Genomic DNA, 17,610 nt, shown 5'->3' with positions numbered 1-17,610 from the left:
TTCCTTAGAATTGTAGTTTTTTGTGACTCTAACGTTACTAACTTAAATGGGACTGAAAACCTATGGGGTGAAGTTGTAAGAAAAAGTAAACAAAAAAGCGCCCTACAACCGTAGGGCGCTTGGACTATTTCCTTGCAGGGAAAATAGCGGGACGACTAACTACTTACGGGTAAAGTTGTGGTACTTGTCGATACCAGAGCTGCTACCTGTGTTGTGGCACACGGCACAAGATTCACCTGTTGGTTGTTTGAACCAGTCGCCAGTGGCTGGCACGCTAATCTCGCCACCATTGCTTACCATGTGGGCTTTAACTGCATCGCCAGTATGGCAGGCATAACAGTTTGCCGTGACAGGGCTGGTCATCTTGCTACCAGGCTCAAGGATGTATTGATTTGGCACTTTGTTTAAATCAATCGCGGTTTCGTGACAGGCAACACAGCTGGTGACTGGGTTGATGGCGCCTGCACCGTTCGCGGTCTTGGCTTGAGTGCCATCGGCCTTCATCTCACCAACATTCGCACCATTACCCCAGTGCCAGCTGTGGATCATAGGACCAAAGCCTGCACCCAGTGTGGCCGATGTCCGCGCCATGCCGTTATCGTGACAGGCAATACAACCGTTACCGCCTTGATCGAATGCACCGTTTTTGTGGAAGGCGGTAGCATCGTTATGGCAAGTCGTACAGCTGTTATCGCTGATCACAGTGCGACGCTCAAAAGCTGAGACTTTTGCAGTTGTGACTGGATTTACCACATCTGAGTAGGCGGTGAAGGAAACACCCATTGAACCGTCATAACCGTTGGCTCTAAGGTTGCCATTACTTTGATAGCGTTGGTTACCGTCGTATTCCATCCAGCCAGCAGTGCTGAAGGTGACCCGTGCAGAGTAGGCATAGTTAGCGTTTACTGCGCTGATATCTGTGAGCAAGTGACAGATATTCTTAGTGCCATCGGCATTGTAACCATAGTAATAGTTAGTACGGTTACCTGGACGACCTACTAAGGTGTTGTTGTCATAAGCATGTAGATAAGCCCCGGCGTAAACAATCGGCTTCTTGGCATCAAATACCAGAGGATCTGAGTAGTTGAAGTTATCTTTAATGCTAAAGATATTACCGTCAGTATCTTTCACTGTAAGTGTTGTACACCAGCCGGGTTCGGCTTTTGCAACGCTTGAGCCATCGGGCGCATAGTGATCCGTTAAGGTTGAAATATCATCCACTTTAACTGGTGTAGATAGGGCAACTTGGTACTTAGCACGGATAGCTTGACGCTCGGTAATACCTTCTTTGCCTTCATGCATTGGACGCACATCGGCACCGTTACTTGGCACGATCGCGCCTGGTACGCCGCCAGTGTTATGACAGTCGATACAACCTGGGCCTGAAACACTGATGTTGGTCGGTGCTTCAACGTGGCAAGAACTACAGTTCATCACACTGAAATCCTTAGTGAATTTCTGGTGATTAATGTGGCCAATCTTAGACAGGGTATTAGTAGCATAACCGCCGATTGAGAAACCTTCGGCATTTTTCGCGCCGCGGCTCACTGAGCCGTGACAGGCTAAACAGCCTTCAACGAAGGTGACTTCACTGTCCATGCCAGTTGCCACATAGCTGGCGTGGCGACGTGGGCTCGTGGAGTAATCCACGTGGCAGGCGTAGCAGCTATCAGTGGTGGTTGAATGCGTGCCTTCTGGCTTATTCACCACCATAGGGGCTGAGCGTGCAATGCCGCTTTCGCTGTTACCGCCGACTCTGAGCCATACAATGCCCTCAGTGCCTGCATTGACGCCTTTCATCGGTGCTTTAAAGCTGTAGTGACCATCGCCTAACGAGTTGATCTCTGCGCCTTCAGTGGCTTGAGTCGCTGCGCCACCAATGTGCACATTGTCGGCGACATTGTTGATATCGGCTTCATCGCGGTTATTGATAAAGCCTTTGTCTGTTAATGCTGCAACTTTGGCTTCAGCATTTAACAGTCCATTGACTAAATTGCCATTTTCGTCGGTGACTTCAAATTCATAGGTGATACTGCCTTCGGCAAAGCTGTAGCCCAGAACTTTAACATTAGTCACCGTTGAACTTGTGACTGGTGGTGGAGTCCATGGGTCTCCTGGTTTACCGGGTTGACCAGGATCGCCTGGTTGGCCTGGGGCGCCGTCTTTACCGTCACTGCCACAACCTACGAGTGCGCCCGTTAGGGCTAATGCGACTAGGTATGCCAGTTTCTTTGATGTGAATATTCTCATCATAATCTCCATTTAATCCAATACGCATTTAAAGGCACGGATTGCAGCACTAAAGTTTGCAGGGGAGATTAGTGCTTTGAGCCGCTGATTTAATTTGCAAGCGTTCGAATAACTTTTTTTGTTTTTGTGAGTACATTTGTCTCGAGCGAAATATTACTGTTATCGATATGTTTGTTTTTTGAGCCAAACCGCATTTAGTCCTATTACTTTGGAGGTAGATCTCATTTTTAAACTTTTGTTAATGTGTTTTTTCTTATATAAAACAATATTTAAGGTTAAATTAAGCTTATTGTAACAATTGCCATTTTGCTCAGGTGTCTCCAGTTGTCTTTTACGGTTTGGACGGAAATACGAACAATGAATCGAAGCGTCGAAGGGGGAGGAATAGTGGTTAAAATGCGCATTCGTGAAATCGAGTGTGGATTTCAGTAGAAAAGCTGAGACAGGCCTAGTGTGTTAGGGGGCGACGCAATGGTAAACTAGGCGCCATAAGCTCTGGCAACAGAGAAACAATAAATTTAAGTTAAAAAAGGGATTCGTTTTGGCTCAATTGTATTTTTACTATTCAGCAATGAATGCGGGTAAATCCACCTCTCTATTACAATCTTCCTATAACTACCGCGAGCGCGGCATGAATACCCTAGTGATGACGGCCTCTATCGATGACAGATACGGTAAAGGTAAGGTGGCATCGCGTATTGGTATTGAAACCGATGCCCAGGTCTTTAGCAGCCACGACAATCTGATAGAGATGATCACCACTGCCCATCAACAGAACCACTTAAGTTGTGTGTTGGTGGATGAATGCCAATTCTTAAGCAAAGAGCAAGTTAAACAACTTACTTATGTTGTTGATAAAATTGATATCCCCGTTTTGTGCTATGGTTTACGTACCGACTTCCAAGGCGAACTCTTTAGCGGCAGTCATTATTTATTGGCTTGGGCCGATAAATTAGTTGAACTGAAAACCATTTGTCACTGTGGCCGTAAAGCCAATATGGTGGTGCGCCTCGATGGTGAAGGCAAAGTGATGCGTGAAGGTGAGCAGGTGGCAATTGGCGGTAATGAAAGTTACGAATCGGTTTGCCGTAAGCATTTTCGTGAGTTTATTTGGGATTGATTGAAGCTTTAAGTGTGGTTAGCAGCTCGTAAAAAACAGCTAAGTATTTTTACGCTAACCACTTTGAGGCATGCTGCCAACTCATTAAAATACGGTGAGATCTAACGAGAGACGCAATGATCCTGTGTTGTTAGATCTTGCTCAATGAAGGCAAAGGAATGTATTTGCAGACTCATGCACAGTGGACGAACTTAAGTGTGAGTTTTGCCCTGATACTGGATGTGTTGAGCATAGGTTGGGAACTTTCCCACGTAGAAAGGATTTGTTAAGTGATTTTTGGGAGCCGTTTTGCCTAATTCTACGCAAGAAATGCAATTCGAAAATTATCGTCCTCGTCCGCCACAACCCGAACCTAAGGCTAAGCGTCAGCGCAAGCCGAGATCTAAGGGGCGTGTCTGGTTCTTATTTTTTATTCTGATTATCTGTGTGGCGATTTTAATTGGGCAGGAAGTTAAAACCTCTTATTTCCAGTCTAAGTATGTTCATCAATATGCGAAGACCTTGACCTATGAGCTGAAAAATCAGCCCACTCAGTCAATTATCTATCCAAGTTACGGTCCCTTCGATGAACGTCACGGCTACAGTAAGTTGCCCCAGTACATCGATAGATTGCTTCAGCGTAATTTCCAAGTGACGCAGCAAGTGGAGTTTTCCCCTGCGCTACAGGAATACGCCCAGATGGGCTTTTTCCCGCCTTACCATGAGAAGGCGCAATCGGGGTTAACGCTGCTGGATTGCCGCAATACCGATCTGTACGAGTTTACTTATCCTAAACGTGTGTACCAGGATGACGATAAAATCCCCAATGAAATCGTCAATACCTTGTTATTTATTGAAAACCGCGAGCTGTGGACGACTGAGCCTAAGCTTAACCCGGTGATCGACTGGCCACGCTTTATTGTGGCGGGGATGAGCCAAATCGCTGAAATGGTGGGGATGAATGTCTCTACCGCAGGTGGCAGTACGCTGGCGACACAAATTGAGAAGTTCCGCCATTCCTCCCAAGGGTTAACCCTAAGCATCAAGGATAAGTTGCTGCAAATTGGCTCGGCCACAGTGCGAGTTTATCAGCAGGGTGAAATAACTGAGCCTGCCCGTAAGCGGATTATTCAAGACTATTTAAACACTGTGCCTTTATCCTCCGCGCCTAACCATGGTGAAGTACACGGTATTGGTGATGGCCTATGGGCCTGGTTTGGTACGGATTTCGACACGGCGAACCAACTGTTAGCTTCGCCGCAAATCAAAGCCAATGCCGCTAAGCGTGGCCAAGTGTTCCGCCAAGTGGTGGCCTTGATGATTGCCCAGCGTCGTCCTTCCTATTATCTATTGCAGGGGCACGAGGACTTAGAGGATCTGGTCGACAGCCATATCCGTTTGCTCGGTCAATATTACTTGATTGACCGACCGCTGAGGGATGCCGCACTTGCTCAAAAGTTGCAGTTTAAAGTCGCCAAGCCTCAACGTAATACGCAGTCGGGGTCCGATAAGGGCGTTAACAGCATCCGTATTCGCACCGCGGGCATGTTAAATGTCGGTCTGTATGATTTAGACCGTCTCGATTTAACCGTGAATAGCAGTTTGCACAGCGACCTGCAGCAGCAAGTGAGTCAATACTTACGCAGCCTTGGGCAAGCCGCTACGGCTGAGAAAGTCGGTCTCTTAGGTGAGCGCTTACTCGAGCCAAGCCAGCTGCAAAATGTGCTTTATAGCTTCACTCTCTATGAAAAAACCGCAACGGCGAACCGCGTGCGGGTGCAAACCGACAGCACCGACCAACCGTTCGATATTAACGAGGGCAGTAAGTTAGAGCTGGGCTCGACGGCCAAACTCAGGGTATTGGCGACGTACCTTGAGATCATTGCCGAGATCCACGACAAATACTCGAAGAAGCATGGTATTGAGTTGGAGTCGATTGAGATTGAACCCCGCGATCACCTCACTCGCTGGGCGATTGACTACTTGATTGTGAACCCAGATAGACGTCTCGACCGTATGTTGAATGCGGCGCTGCAACGGGAATACTCAGCCTCACCGAACGAGCAATTCTTTACCGGTGGTGGTTTGCATGTGTTTAACAACTTTAAAAAGACAGAAGATTTTAAAGTGCCGACCATGTACGAGGCGTTGCAAAACTCCATCAACTTACCCTTCGTACGTTTGATGCGAGACATAGTCAACTACAGCAGCAGTATGCAAAACGAAGGCAATATGGCGCGCCTGCTGCGTAATGATAAAGATCCACGCCGCGAGGAATATCTGCGGGTGTTTGCCGATCGCGAAGGCAATACCTTCGTAAATAAGTTCTACCGTAAATATAAGAAAGTGGCGCCCAATGAGCGTTTAGCGCTGTTTTTTGATGGTCAAACCCAAGCGGAGCAGCAACTGACCGCGGCTTACCGTTACTTGCAACCCTATGAGTCCATTGCTTCGTTTAAGGCCTTTTTACAGCAGCGTTTGCCGCAAAACAATTACACGGATAAGCGGATCAAAGAGCTGTATAACAAGTACGGCCCTGAAAAATATAATCTGCCCGATCAAGGTTATATCGCACGGGTGCACCCACTCGAACTCTGGGTACTCGATTACTTGAATCAACATCCCGAGGCTAACCTCAACGATGTGAAAGAGGCGAGTAAGGATGAGCGTCAGGAAGTGTATCGCTGGCTGTTCAGAACGCGCCATAAAAACGCACGTGATGTTCGGGTACAAGTAATGCTTGAAGTGGAGGCTTTCCTCGATATTCATCAGCGTTGGGCGCGTTTAGGTTATCCCTTTGAATCTATGGTGCCTTCTTTAGGTTCGGCGCTGGGCAGTTCGGGAGACAGACCCGCGGCGCTGGCGGAATTGATGGGGATTATCCAAAACGATGGTTACCGATTACCGACGGTGCGGATCAATCAGTTGCACTTCGCCGAAGATACGCCCTATGAAGTGCGGCTCGATAACCAAAATAGCCAAGGTGAGCGAGTGATGCGCCACGAAGTCGCTCAGGCCCTAAAGGCTGCACTGGCTAACGTGGTTGAAAACGGTACCGCAAGACGTCTTAAAGGCATCTTTACCGACGATAATGGCGCTATGTTGGCTATCGGCGGTAAAACCGGTACGGGTGACAACCGTATCGTGACCCAGATGCAGCAGGGCCGCAAAGTGGCTACCACGGCGATGAACCGTACCGCGACGTTTGTGTTCTATTTAGGGGATAACTACTTCGGCACTTTAACCGCCTTTGTGCCGGGCAGTAAGTCGGACGATTTTAGTTTTACTTCGGCGCTGCCATTACAAGTGATGAAGGGCATGATGCCAATCCTTGCGCCCTATGTGAAATCCTCAAAAGGCATGTGCGTGAGGGATGAGTAATGACTCACTTATTTTGCGATATGGTTTTTGATACATAAGCATTGTAATGCTAGCTTGAAGTTCCTTAGATAAAGAAAACCCCGCAGCCGTGAATCGGTTTGTGGGGTTTTTATTGGCACCGACTTATACCAATCGTATTAAATATCTGTTCATTCAGCGGGAGTTAAACGGGCTTTAGACAAGGCGAAGGCTTGAAGGCATAGTGGTGCTCTGTCGAAAGCCTTAAACGCAGTATAAAGCCCGTTCAACCCCGCCTTTCGGGAGCCTCACAGGCATCTCACTCCCGTGTTACATTGACTTAAAAGGGAATAACCATTTCTTCGTCAATGCGCCTTGGATTGAGATGCCTGTGAGGCTCTGAACTGATTAGATATTTAATGTGATTGGTATTACTCGTCGGCGTTGATATACTGCTTGCGGTCTAAATCGTATTTACGCATCTTGTCGTACAAGGTTTTGCGGGGCAGTTCGAGTTGCTCCATGGTCTGCTTAATGCTGCCCTTGTTATGGCTTAAGGCTTCTTCAATCAATACCCGTTCAAAAAACTCGACCCGTTGCAGCAGTGACATACTGGTATGCAGACTGGGCGCGTTGCCTAAGGTGCCGGCGAAGGCGGCTTCGCCACCGAGTAATACATAACGTTCGGCCAGATTTCGCAGCTCACGCACATTACCCGGCCAGTCGTGGGAGGTGAGGATAGCATTCTGCTCGGCATTGAGGGCAATTAAGGCCTTGTGATAGCGCGCCGAGGCCATACGGGCAAAATGTAAGAATAATAAGGGAATATCTTCGCGGCGATCCCTGAGTGGTGGAATCGGCACTGTCACCAGATTCAAGCGATAGAGCAAGTCTTGGCGAAACTCTCCGGTGTCGCATAGGGACTTTAAATCCACCTTAGTGGCGGCAATTACCCGAATATCCAAATGAATGCTTTTATTGGAGCCTAGGCGTTCGACCTTGCGATCTTCGAGCACCCGCAGCAGTTTGACCTGTAACGACAGCGGCGTGCTTTCGATTTCATCTAAAAAGAGTGTGCCACCATTGGCGTATTCAAACTTGCCGACACGCAGTTTATCGACACCGGTAAAGGCGCCAGCTTCGGCGCCAAATAGCTCGCTTTCAATCAAGTTTTCGGGAATCGCGCCGCAGTTAATTGCCACGAAGTTGGCTTGATTGCGACTGCTGTGGTCGTGCAGATAACGGGCGACCAATTCCTTGCCAGTACCGGTTTCACCTTCGATAAGCACATCGGCGGGGGTGTCGATCACTTGGTCTATGATGTGACGCATACGCAAAATGCCGACACTGTGACCTAATATTCTTGGGCCCGGCACGTTATGGCTTTCTAGCTCTTTCTTTAATTTACGGTTCTCTAAGGTGAGGCTGCGTTTATCTAAGGCGCGTTTCACCACGTCTAGCATGTGTTCGTTGTTAAAGGGCTTTTCGAGAAAATCGTAGGCCCCTTGTTTTAACGCATTGACCGCCATGGCGATATCGCCAAAGCCGGTGAGCAGCACCACGGGTAAATCGGGATCCTGTTGACGAATTTGCTGCATCAAACTGATGCCGTCGAGCTGCGGCATATTCACATCGGAAATCACCACGCCCGCCCAGTCCCTGTCGAGTAATTTGGCTATTCCTTTAGGATCGGTAGTGGCGAAGGCTTTAATGCCTTCCAGCTCAAAAAGCTGCACGAGCACTGTGCCTATATGGGGCTCATCGTCGATGATCAGTACGCTATAGTCTTGAATTGAATTGGGCAGACTCATGATGACTGACGTTCCTCGGCTAAATAAATCGGTAAAATAATTTGGAAAATGGCGCCGCCGTCCTCGGCATTGGCAACATTAATTTGCCCCTGCATGGACTCGATAATGCGCTGGGAAATGGATAACCCGAGTCCAAGCCCTGTACGTTCGCTGGTGGTGAAATAGGGCTCAAAAATCTTCTCCATTTGGCTCTCGCGCACCCCAGGGCCCGAGTCCTGAATACTGATACAGAACTTGTCTTGACAGTTTACCCTAATACTCAGTGTTCGTTTTGAGGATTGCTGCATGGCAACAATCGCATTGCTCATAATATTCACAAACACTTGTTGTAACCTCACCTTATCCCCCCAGACCTGATATTGGCCTTCGGGGAGCAGCACATCGAGTTCAACCCCTTGTTTGTCGATTTCGGGCTGGACTATGGTCAGGGCTTGCTTGATACAGCCTTTGAGGTCGGTGGCACTGTCATTGCCTTGGCTCTTGCGGGTAAAACTCTTAAATTGGCCGACAATATCGGCTAATCGGTCGGTCAGCTCGATAATAATTTTAAGATTATCAGAGGCTTTATCCGGCATATTGCGGGCGAGGAAGGTTTGGGTATTTTGTGCGTAGCTGCGAAGGGCGGCTAAGGGTTGATTCAGCTCATGGTTGATACTGGCGGATAGGCTACCTATCACGGTCAACTTAGCCGCTTGAATGAGTTCATCCTGAGTGTCTTTGAGACGATTATTGGCCTGCTGCAGATCTTGGGTGCGCTCTTCCACCCTTTGTTCTAATAAACTCTGGGCAAGTTGCATTCGCTGTAGGTTGCGACGCCGCTCGCTACTAAAGAGTAAGCCTAAGGCGAGCAGTAAATAGATGGATGCCGATAACAGCATAAGCGCGGGCATAGACTCGAGCAAAGGTTTCATCGGCGCCAGAATGTGCACTCGCCAGCCTGCTTTGGTCATTAAGTGATGGGTATCCATGTATTGCGCTTGGCTGTTGCCGGAGCGAATTTGATAGATATGGCCATTACTCAGGCTGTCTTCTTGGTATTGGGGTTTAATCAGTAATTCACCAATCGGCCGCTCGGCGTAACGTTTCGAGGCGTTTAAGGCATATTGTTTCGCCTGAGTCAGCGGCGTAAGCGAGGCTAAGCGCCATTCATCGACACTGGAGATAAACACGATATCGTCGGGATCGCTGATGAGGAACTGATACTGGCCCGCTATCGCAATACTGGTACTTTGCTGCTCGATATCGGCGATATCCACTTTCACAATAATGGCACCCAGAATACCCTTCGCGCCTTGTTGATAAATGGGGTAAGAAAAGTAAAAGCCGCGTTTATCCGAACTGGTGCCTACCGCATAGTAGCGGCCCAAATTGCCTGAAATCGCGTCGGTATAATAGGGTCTGAAGGAATAGTCTTTGCCGATAAACGAAAAACTTTGTTGCCAGTTGCTGGCGGCAATGGCAATACCGAGGGCGTCGATAAGATAAATATCGGATGCTTCAGTCACATGCTGAATTTCTTCCAAGTACAGGTTAAGTTCTTGTACTTTTTTGGGGCTTTGTTGATCGTTAAGCACATTGGCGAGCATGGGGTTGGTCGACAAAACATGGGGGATGCTCTCGTAACGCGAGAGGGCACCATCGAGGAAGCTGACCAGCTCTTTGAGTTGTTTTTCTGATTGCTGTTGGATTTCAATTTTGCCCTGATAAAAGTGCACCCAGTAGGTTAATTTTAAGATGGCAAATAAGCCCGCAAGTAACACTATGGTCATTAAAAGACGTTGTTTGGCCTTGGGCGTCATGGGCAACATAGCAGGCGATCCTGATCCACACTGAATAAAACAAAGCGAGCCTGAGTAGGCTCGCTTAAAAACTATCTAGAATCAAGGAATAATCCTTATTCCTTGAGATTAATATCCGTTGAGCTTATCCAGAAATTCCGGCAAGAACAGGGAGATTTGTGGCACATAGGTGATAAGTGCCAAGAAGGCCAACATCAGTGCTAACCACGGCAGTACAGATTGGATCACCCAGCCGATACTGCGGCCTGTGATCCCCGCCGTCACGAAGAGGTTAAGCCCCACCGGCGGCGTCAGCATACCAATCTCCATGTTTACCACCATGATGATACCTAAGTGAATAGGGTCGATACCTAAGTGAGTGGCAATCGGGAACAAAATCGGCGCCATAATCAACACGATGGCCGATGGCTCCATAAAGTTACCCGCCGCTAACAGCAGTAAGTTGACAATGATTAAGAAGCCCCAAGCGGGTAAGCCCATACCAACAATGTGTTCGGCAATGATATGCGGAATACGCTCAGTGGTCAGTACGTGGGCGAATAGCATGGCGTTGGCAATGATAAACAGCAGCATGATGCTGACTTTTGCCCCGTCGCGCACCACATGGCGAATTTCTTTGTCGATTGGGGTTTTAATCAGCCCGAGCACCATATGGCCTAAGTTACGGGCAATCGCGTTGGGGATGGGCTCATTAGGATTACGCCAAGCCACATTTTTCAATGGGCCGATATCGCGATAACCAAATACCGCAATGAAATAGGCATACATACAGGCTACGGCAGAGGCTTCGGTTGGACTGGCCACACCGCCGTAGATTGAACCTAACACGATAAGAATAAGTGCCAGACCACCTAAGGCTTTGGCACTGGAAATACCCAGTTGCTTAAAGCCGGGGAAGGGGCGTGATGGCAGATTTTTAAAACGGGCGACGATATAAATCACTATCATCAGTAGGAAGCCCATCATCAAACCTGGGATTAAGCCCGCCATAAACATTCTGGCTGCCGACACTTCCGTCGCTGCCGCATACACTAGCATCACGATTGAAGGTGGGATCAAAATCCCTAAGGTACCAGAGGTGGTAATGACGCCAGCGGCAAATTTTTCGGGATAACCCGCTTTTACCATGCCGACGATCACAATCGAGCCAATGGCGGCCACGGTCGCAGGCGATGAGCCAGACACAGCAGCAAACAACATACAGGCCATCACTGAGGCCATGGCTAAACCACCACGGATATGACCGATACTGTCCATCGCAAAGTCGATGATCCGTCGTGCCACCCCACCGGTTGACAGGAAGGCTGAGGACAGAATAAAGAAAGGGATCGCCAGCAGGGTATAGTGCTCTGACGATGACTCATAAAGTTTTAACGCCACAGAGGCGAGGGAATCGTTGGAGAAGAATAAAATCGTCAGCATGCTCGAGAAACCTAACGCAATCGCGATAGGCATACCTAAAAACATACAGACGAGAAGGGCAGTAAAGAGGGTCGCAATGGCCATTACTTCGCTTCCTTATTGTCTGTTTCTTGTTGTGCGTGCTGAGCACCTTCGTCAATTAAATGCATGCTTTCTTTCGCTTCGTCGGCAAATTGGAATCCAGAGACTTGGTTGCGCAGGATGGCGATAAACAGTTCTAAGAAACGCCAAGTCAACATGCTAAAACCAATTAGTAGAATGCTTTGGGATAACCAAATGGGCACAGCGCCGTCTTCGACATCAATCTTTAAGGTGTTCCAAGCAAAGTCGGGATCTAAGCTGTTTAACAGGAACTTAGGAAAGTGAATATCTTCCATCGGTACGCCGATTTGGTACATCTGTGACAGATATTCCCAGCTACCTTTTAAAAACAGTCCGCAATAAGCTAAGCAAATCAATGCCGTCACTAGGGAAGTGATCTTTTTAGCCTTAGGGGGCAGATTTTTAACAAACGCATCAACACCGATGTGAGCACCGACTTTCACCCCATAGGACATACCAAAGAGCACAAACCAACCACAGAGGGTTAAGGTCAGTTCTTGGATCCATAAAAAACCGGTATTGAAGAAAAACCGCGCCACGACCTCAGTGAACACTAAGAGTGTCATCAAGGTGATCAAGAGGTTGAGCACCCCTTCTTCAAAGTAACCAAAAATTCGCGATATCACAGCTGTACTCCCCTCGCTCCAATACCGCTTAACCCCAAATAGAGGTTAAGCGGTTTATTTCATTATTGTTTATTTGCAGCAACAGCGGCTTCAATCACATCTTTACCTACTTGGTCTTCAAATTTCGCCCAAACAGGTTTCATTACATCAATCCATTTTTGACGTTCTTCTGGTGTTAAGGTCACCAGTTGAGAACGTTTAGAATCAAGGATTAATTGCTTGTCTTCGTTATCTTTTTCAGCAGCGATCTTGTTACCTAAGGCGATAGACTCATCTAACGCTTCTTTGATCACTTTACGTTTATCCGCTGGTAAGCCTTTCCAGAAGGCGTCAGAGGTCACGACCATGTAGTCCAGAACGCCGTGGTTACTTTCAGTAATATGGCTTTGAACTTCATAGAATTTTTGTGAGTAGGTGTTTGACCAAGTATTTTCTTGACCGTCGATCGCACGGGTTTGCAGCAGAGTGAACACTTCAGAGAAAGGTTTCTTCACTGGGATGGCGCCAACGGCATCAAACTGGGCAGCCAATACGTCAGATGCCATCACGCGGAATTTTAAGCCTTTAGCATCAGAAGGTTGTTTGAGTGGAGTGTTAGCAGAAAACTGCTTCATACCATTGTGCAGATAACCTAAACCGACAATCCCTTTACGGCTCATGGAGTTCAGCAGGGCCTGGCCGGCTTCGCCTTGTTGGAAACGGTTTACTGCATCCATGTCATTGAACAGGAATGGCAGGTCGAAAACCTGTAGGCGCTTAGTGTAACGTTCAAATTTAGAGAGAGAAGGCGCTACAAATTGCACGTCGTTTAACAGAAGTGCCGCTAACTCGTTGTTATCCCCAAATAACTGTGAGTTAGGGAATACACTGACCGTATATTCACCAGGTAAACGTTGTTCAACTAATTCTTTAAATTTCAACGCCATTTGACCCTTTGGCGTGTTTTCAGCAACCACGTGGGAGAACTTGATTTCAACGGGCGCCGCAAACACGTTAAAGCTGGTCGCAAACACTGAGGCCAGTGCCAGCATTTTTGCGACGGTTTTTAATGGACGTGTAATACCCATCTGTTGATTCAATGTCATTTTTGAGTTCCTTTTTCTGTTGTTAGGATTTGTCCTCAGCCTTGGTTAGTTTGTTACCAAGTGTGAGTAGGAATACAGCCTTGATTTCCCTGAGGTCTGTCTTAATAAAGGCAAATACCACGCCAACTTACGATGCACTCTGTAAGTGTTTGGTTAATAAAGTGTAGTTCATTTGACGTTTGTCACACTTTTAGTTTTGTGGGTGAGATCTCGCTCACGTTGATTTTCGCTATGGGTGGAAATCCACCCAAACTGCATTTTGTGGGGTATGAGCAGAGGTTTTTAGCTTGATGATTAACTGAGCAAAATAAGTTGCTTTTAGATCAAAAGCTGTTTGAAAAATGACTGTGAAGCAGGGGAGCGCTGAGATGACGAAGAGTAAGCAATGCGGGAGTCAGCCATGATCTTCGCCAATTCGTTTGAGGATTTCATCGCTTGGGAGCAGCTCTAAATGTCCACGTTCATCGAAGTACCAGCCAGTAATAAAGCCTTTTTGGCGCATACTGACCAGATTTTGCATGACTTCACGGGCTTCCCTTAGCGCGGTTTGTTCATCGCAGGCATGGGTATGTTTTAAATACGCTGCAATATTGGTGAGGGATGCAGATTGACTGACGCTGGCCATAGTGCTGATCTCCAAGTATGCCTAAGGCAACAATCAGCAGCGTTTAAATGGGATGGAATACTGGGTTACAGACTCAGTTAAGCAGATGCTGATTAAGATCAAGCATAGTTGAGTTGTGCTAGGGGTAAAGTTTTTGGGGGAATATGGTGGTCGCTACTGGGATCGAACCAGTGACCCCCTCCTTGTAAGGGAGGTGCTCTCCCGGCTGAGCTAAGCGACCCGGGGTAAATCAATACTGCAGAATATGGTGGTCGCTACTGGGATCGAACCAGTGACCCCCTCCTTGTAAGGGAGGTGCTCTCCCGGCTGAGCTAAGCGACCCGGGGTAAATCAGTACTGAAGAATATGGTGGTCGCTACTGGGATCGAACCAGTGACCCCCTCCTTGTAAGGGAGGTGCTCTCCCGGCTGAGCTAAGCGACCGGAATTCTTTCAATACAAATTTTAATGTCATTCTAAAAATATGGTGGTCGCTACTGGGATCGAACCAGTGACCCCCTCCTTGTAAGGGAGGTGCTCTCCCGGCTGAGCTAAGCGACCGGAGAATGACTACACAGTGAGTGAGGAGTATATGGTGGTCGCTACTGGGATCGAACCAGTGACCCCCTCCTTGTAAGGGAGGTGCTCTCCCGGCTGAGCTAAGCGACCCGGGCATATAACAACTTGTATACCATGATTAAATTTGCATTTAACACATGGTGGTCGCTACTGGGATCGAACCAGTGACCCCCTCCTTGTAAGGGAGGTGCTCTCCCAGCTGAGCTAAGCGACCTCTGCTGTGTGGAGCCGTATTATAGGGAGGTTCGATCGAGTGTCAACGCTTTTTAATGAAAAAAGCATTGGTCGCGCTATTTTTGCTCTGATTGCCGTAATGTTAATCACGTCATCATTCAAAGTGTTACTTTATTGGACAATTTAGCAGGTATTTTCATTTCGGGCTTTAGCGCTCATCTTTAAAATAAGTCAGCCAATTGCATCGTTAAGTGTTCTCTTTTGAGGGTTTACGGCTTTTTTAGGCTGAAAAGGGTTCTCTTATACGGCTTAAATGATAAAGGAGTAGGGCGCAGCACCATTCTCTTCATCTATTTTGCTCAATTTCGATGGCATGTTTCTAAATAGAGGTGCGTAACTTTGATCTAGTTTCGAATATATCGCTTTGGTTTTCGAGCGTTTGTTTTCGGATATGGGGCGCTGGATTCTCATCTTTATCAGAGCAATCTAAAGCGCTAGTCTTTGGGCAGATACTTTGAGGGGATCTGCAATACCTGCACTAAGTGCCATTTGCAGCGCAGACTTAGGCTGCTAGAATAAGCCCACTTTTTACCGTGATTGTCTTTATCTAGACGACTTTATATAGGTTAGTGTCCCATTATGACAACTAAGACGCGTTTTGCCCCAAGCCCAACAGGCTTTTTGCACGTGGGCGGTGCCCGTACAGCTCTTTATTCTTGGTTACAAGCCCGTGCCAATAATGGTGAGTTTGTTTTACGTATCGAAGATACGGATATTGAACGTTCTACTCAGGCTGCCTGTGATGCCATTTTAGAAGGTATGAACTGGTTAGGTCTGACGTGGGATGAGGGCCCGTACTATCAAACTAAGCGTTTTGATCGTTATAACGAAATCATCGCGCAGATGTTAGAGCAGGGCACAGCTTATAAATGTTATTGCTCGCGTGAACGTATCGATGCTTTAAGAGAAGCACAAGCGGCAAATGGCGAAGCCCAAAAATACGATGGTTGCTGCCGTGACTTGCCGGCGCGTGACACAGACGAGCCTTTTGTTGTGCGTTTTAAAAACCCCATCGGCGGTTCAGTGGTATTTGATGACCACGTTCGTGGCCGTATCGAGTTTTCAAACGATGCATTAGATGATCTGATCATTGCCCGTACCGATGGCGTACCGACTTATAACTTCTGTGTGGTTGTTGACGATTGGGATATGGGTATTACTTGTGTGGTTCGTGGTGAAGACCATATCAACAACACGCCACGTCAAATCAACATCCTTAAAGCATTAGGCGCGCCTATTCCTGAATATGCTCACGTGTCGATGATTTTAGGGGATGACGGTGCCAAGTTATCTAAGCGCCATGGTGCGGTAAGCGTAATGCAATACCGTGATGATGGTTATCTGCCTGAAGCACTGCTTAACTACTTAGTTCGCTTAGGTTGGTCACATGGCGATCAAGAAGTGTTCTCTTTAGAAGAAATGAAGCAGCTCTTTAAGTTAGACGACATCAACAAAGCGCCTTCTGCCTTTAATACCGAAAAACTGGTTTGGTTAAACCAACACTATATTAAGACACTCGATCCTGAATATGTGGCGTCGCACTTACAATGGCATATGGACGATCAAAAGATCGATACCTCAAATGGCCCTGCGTTATCTGCGGTAGTGACAGCATTGGCTGAACGCGCTAAGACCTTAAAAGAGTTAGCCGCTTCTAGCCGCTACTTCTATGAAGACTTCGCAGAGTTCGATGCCGAGCAAGCGAAAAAGCACTTACGTGGTGTCGCGCTTGAGCCATTGCAATTAGTGCAACAAAAACTGGCTGCATTAACTGAGTGGACTGTTGAAGCTATCCACCAAGCGATTGAAGCCACCGCGACTGAATTAGAAGTCGGTATGGGTAAAGTGGGTATGCCTTTACGTGTCGCTGTGACAGGTGCAGGACAGTCTCCTGGCTTAGATATCACCTTATTCTTAATAGGAAAGGCGCGTTCTGAGCAAAGAATATCCAAAGCGATTGAATTTGTAGCAGATAGAATAAATTCCTAAAAAACGAGTTGACACATTTAGGTGCGCTGCATAGAATGCGCCCCGTAGTTGAGACACAGACGAGCGAATGCTTGTAGTGCACTTAAATACAGCTTGATAAGTTTGGGGCTATAGCTCAGCTGGGAGAGCGCTTGCATGGCATGCAAGAGGTCGACGGTTCGATCCCGTCTAGCTCCACCAAACTTACCGCCGATATTAAGCGAGATGAGCGTTAGTAATAATGCGAGTCAAATTAATATGTCCTTGTGTCCCCTTCGTCTAGAGGCCTAGGACACCGCCCTTTCACGGCGGTAACAGGGGTTCGAATCCCCTAGGGGATACCACTATGTTTATCACATAGGGTTCCTAGCAAATGACTAACGAGTCGTTTGGTAAGAACAAATCCAGTTTCTGCGATATATACTGAATATCAGTATGTCGAAAGAATTTGGGGCTATAGCTCAGCTGGGAGAGCGCTTGCATGGCATGCAAGAGGTCGACGGTTCGATCCCGTCTAGCTCCACCAAATTCGCCGTATTAAGCGAGAGCACTGTTAGTCATTAATAGTTTTCAAATTAATATGTCCTTGTGTCCCCTTCGTCTAGAGGCCTAGGACACCGCCCTTTCACGGCGGTAACAGGGGTTCGAATCCCCTAGGGGATACCACTCTATCCCTTAAAGATAGGGTGCTAT

Annotated in this window: 10 protein-coding genes and 10 tRNA genes; 7 read left to right on the top strand and 13 right to left on the bottom strand. The window is 47.5% G+C overall.

From position 1 onward, the window contains the following. Positions 1-159: 159 nt before the first annotated feature. Entirely contained in the window at positions 160-2,250 is a 2,091-nt protein-coding gene (locus tag M0415_RS18575) for a multiheme c-type cytochrome (protein WP_249554616.1), read from the bottom strand. 541 nt (positions 2,251-2,791) lie between these two features. Here M0415_RS18575 and M0415_RS18570 point away from each other — a divergent pair. Together M0415_RS18570 and M0415_RS18565 are read left to right on the top strand one after the other, a co-directional pair. Further along, on the top strand, positions 2,792-3,370 hold the full coding sequence (locus M0415_RS18570; RefSeq protein WP_249554618.1) for a thymidine kinase: 579 nt from the start codon (positions 2,792-2,794) through the stop codon (positions 3,368-3,370). A 288-nt stretch (positions 3,371-3,658) separates the two neighbouring features. Then, complete coding sequence (locus M0415_RS18565; RefSeq protein ID WP_249554620.1) at positions 3,659-6,730, top strand: transglycosylase domain-containing protein; 3,072 nt, start codon at positions 3,659-3,661, stop codon at positions 6,728-6,730. Between the two features lie 389 nt (positions 6,731-7,119). On the opposite strand, the gene M0415_RS18560 is transcribed toward M0415_RS18565, so the two are convergent. From M0415_RS18560 to M0415_RS18505, 12 genes are all read right to left on the bottom strand, one after another. Then, positions 7,120-8,499 (bottom strand): sigma-54-dependent transcriptional regulator, encoded by a 1,380-nt coding sequence (locus M0415_RS18560; protein WP_109286434.1) that lies wholly within the window; start codon positions 8,497-8,499, stop codon positions 7,120-7,122. Further along, a complete protein-coding gene (locus M0415_RS18555; RefSeq protein WP_249554622.1) occupies positions 8,496-10,307 on the bottom strand; it encodes a sensor histidine kinase in 1,812 nt (603 codons plus the stop codon). Before M0415_RS18555 ends, M0415_RS18560 begins: the two co-directional genes overlap by 4 nt. A gap of 99 nt (positions 10,308-10,406) precedes the next feature. Then, on the bottom strand, positions 10,407-11,804 hold the full coding sequence (locus M0415_RS18550) for a TRAP transporter large permease (protein ID WP_248967223.1): 1,398 nt from the start codon (positions 11,802-11,804) through the stop codon (positions 10,407-10,409). Next, entirely contained in the window at positions 11,804-12,448 is a 645-nt protein-coding gene (locus M0415_RS18545; protein WP_086904586.1) for a TRAP transporter small permease, read from the bottom strand. The genes M0415_RS18550 and M0415_RS18545 overlap by 1 nt, the downstream gene beginning before the upstream one ends. Positions 12,449-12,510: 62 nt before the next feature. Beyond that, entirely contained in the window at positions 12,511-13,533 is a 1,023-nt protein-coding gene (locus M0415_RS18540) for a TRAP transporter substrate-binding protein (protein WP_109286437.1), read from the bottom strand. A 394-nt stretch (positions 13,534-13,927) separates the two neighbouring features. Further along, the gene (locus tag M0415_RS18535; protein ID WP_011073026.1) at positions 13,928-14,158 is read right to left on the bottom strand and encodes a hypothetical protein; all 231 of its coding nucleotides are present in this window, start codon (positions 14,156-14,158) and stop codon (positions 13,928-13,930) included. A 144-nt stretch (positions 14,159-14,302) separates the two neighbouring features. Then, positions 14,303-14,378: transfer RNA gene (locus M0415_RS18530), tRNA-Val, on the bottom strand. Between the two features lie 25 nt (positions 14,379-14,403). Further along, positions 14,404-14,479, bottom strand: a tRNA-Val gene (locus M0415_RS18525). Positions 14,480-14,504: 25 nt separating this feature from the next. Further along, positions 14,505-14,580, bottom strand: a tRNA-Val gene (locus M0415_RS18520). A 41-nt stretch (positions 14,581-14,621) separates the two neighbouring features. Next, positions 14,622-14,697 (bottom strand) — tRNA-Val (locus M0415_RS18515). 32 nt (positions 14,698-14,729) lie between these two features. Then, positions 14,730-14,805 (bottom strand) — tRNA-Val (locus M0415_RS18510). A 48-nt stretch (positions 14,806-14,853) separates the two neighbouring features. Continuing rightward, positions 14,854-14,929 (bottom strand) — tRNA-Val (locus M0415_RS18505). Between the two features lie 599 nt (positions 14,930-15,528). Between M0415_RS18505 and gltX the strand changes: the two genes are divergently transcribed. The 5 genes from gltX (at position 15,529) to M0415_RS18480 (ending at position 17,583) form a co-directional block, all read left to right on the top strand. After that, positions 15,529-16,938: a glutamate--tRNA ligase gene (gene gltX / locus M0415_RS18500; RefSeq protein ID WP_011625747.1), complete on the top strand. Its 1,410-nt coding sequence runs from the start codon at positions 15,529-15,531 to the stop codon at positions 16,936-16,938. 104 nt (positions 16,939-17,042) lie between these two features. Beyond that, positions 17,043-17,118 (top strand) — tRNA-Ala (locus tag M0415_RS18495). Between the two features lie 67 nt (positions 17,119-17,185). Next, a tRNA-Glu gene (locus M0415_RS18490) sits at positions 17,186-17,261 on the top strand. Between the two features lie 106 nt (positions 17,262-17,367). Then, positions 17,368-17,443, top strand: a tRNA-Ala gene (locus tag M0415_RS18485). 64 nt (positions 17,444-17,507) lie between these two features. Beyond that, positions 17,508-17,583 (top strand) — tRNA-Glu (locus M0415_RS18480). The last annotated feature ends 27 nt before the right edge of the window (positions 17,584-17,610 follow it).

Origin of the sequence: Shewanella sp. 10B, assembly GCF_023475885.1 — a bacterium.
Classification (GTDB): Bacteria; Pseudomonadota; Gammaproteobacteria; order Enterobacterales; family Shewanellaceae; genus Shewanella; species Shewanella mangrovisoli.
Note: the sequence above shows the minus strand (reverse complement) of the source record. Positions and strands in the feature narration are given on the sequence as shown.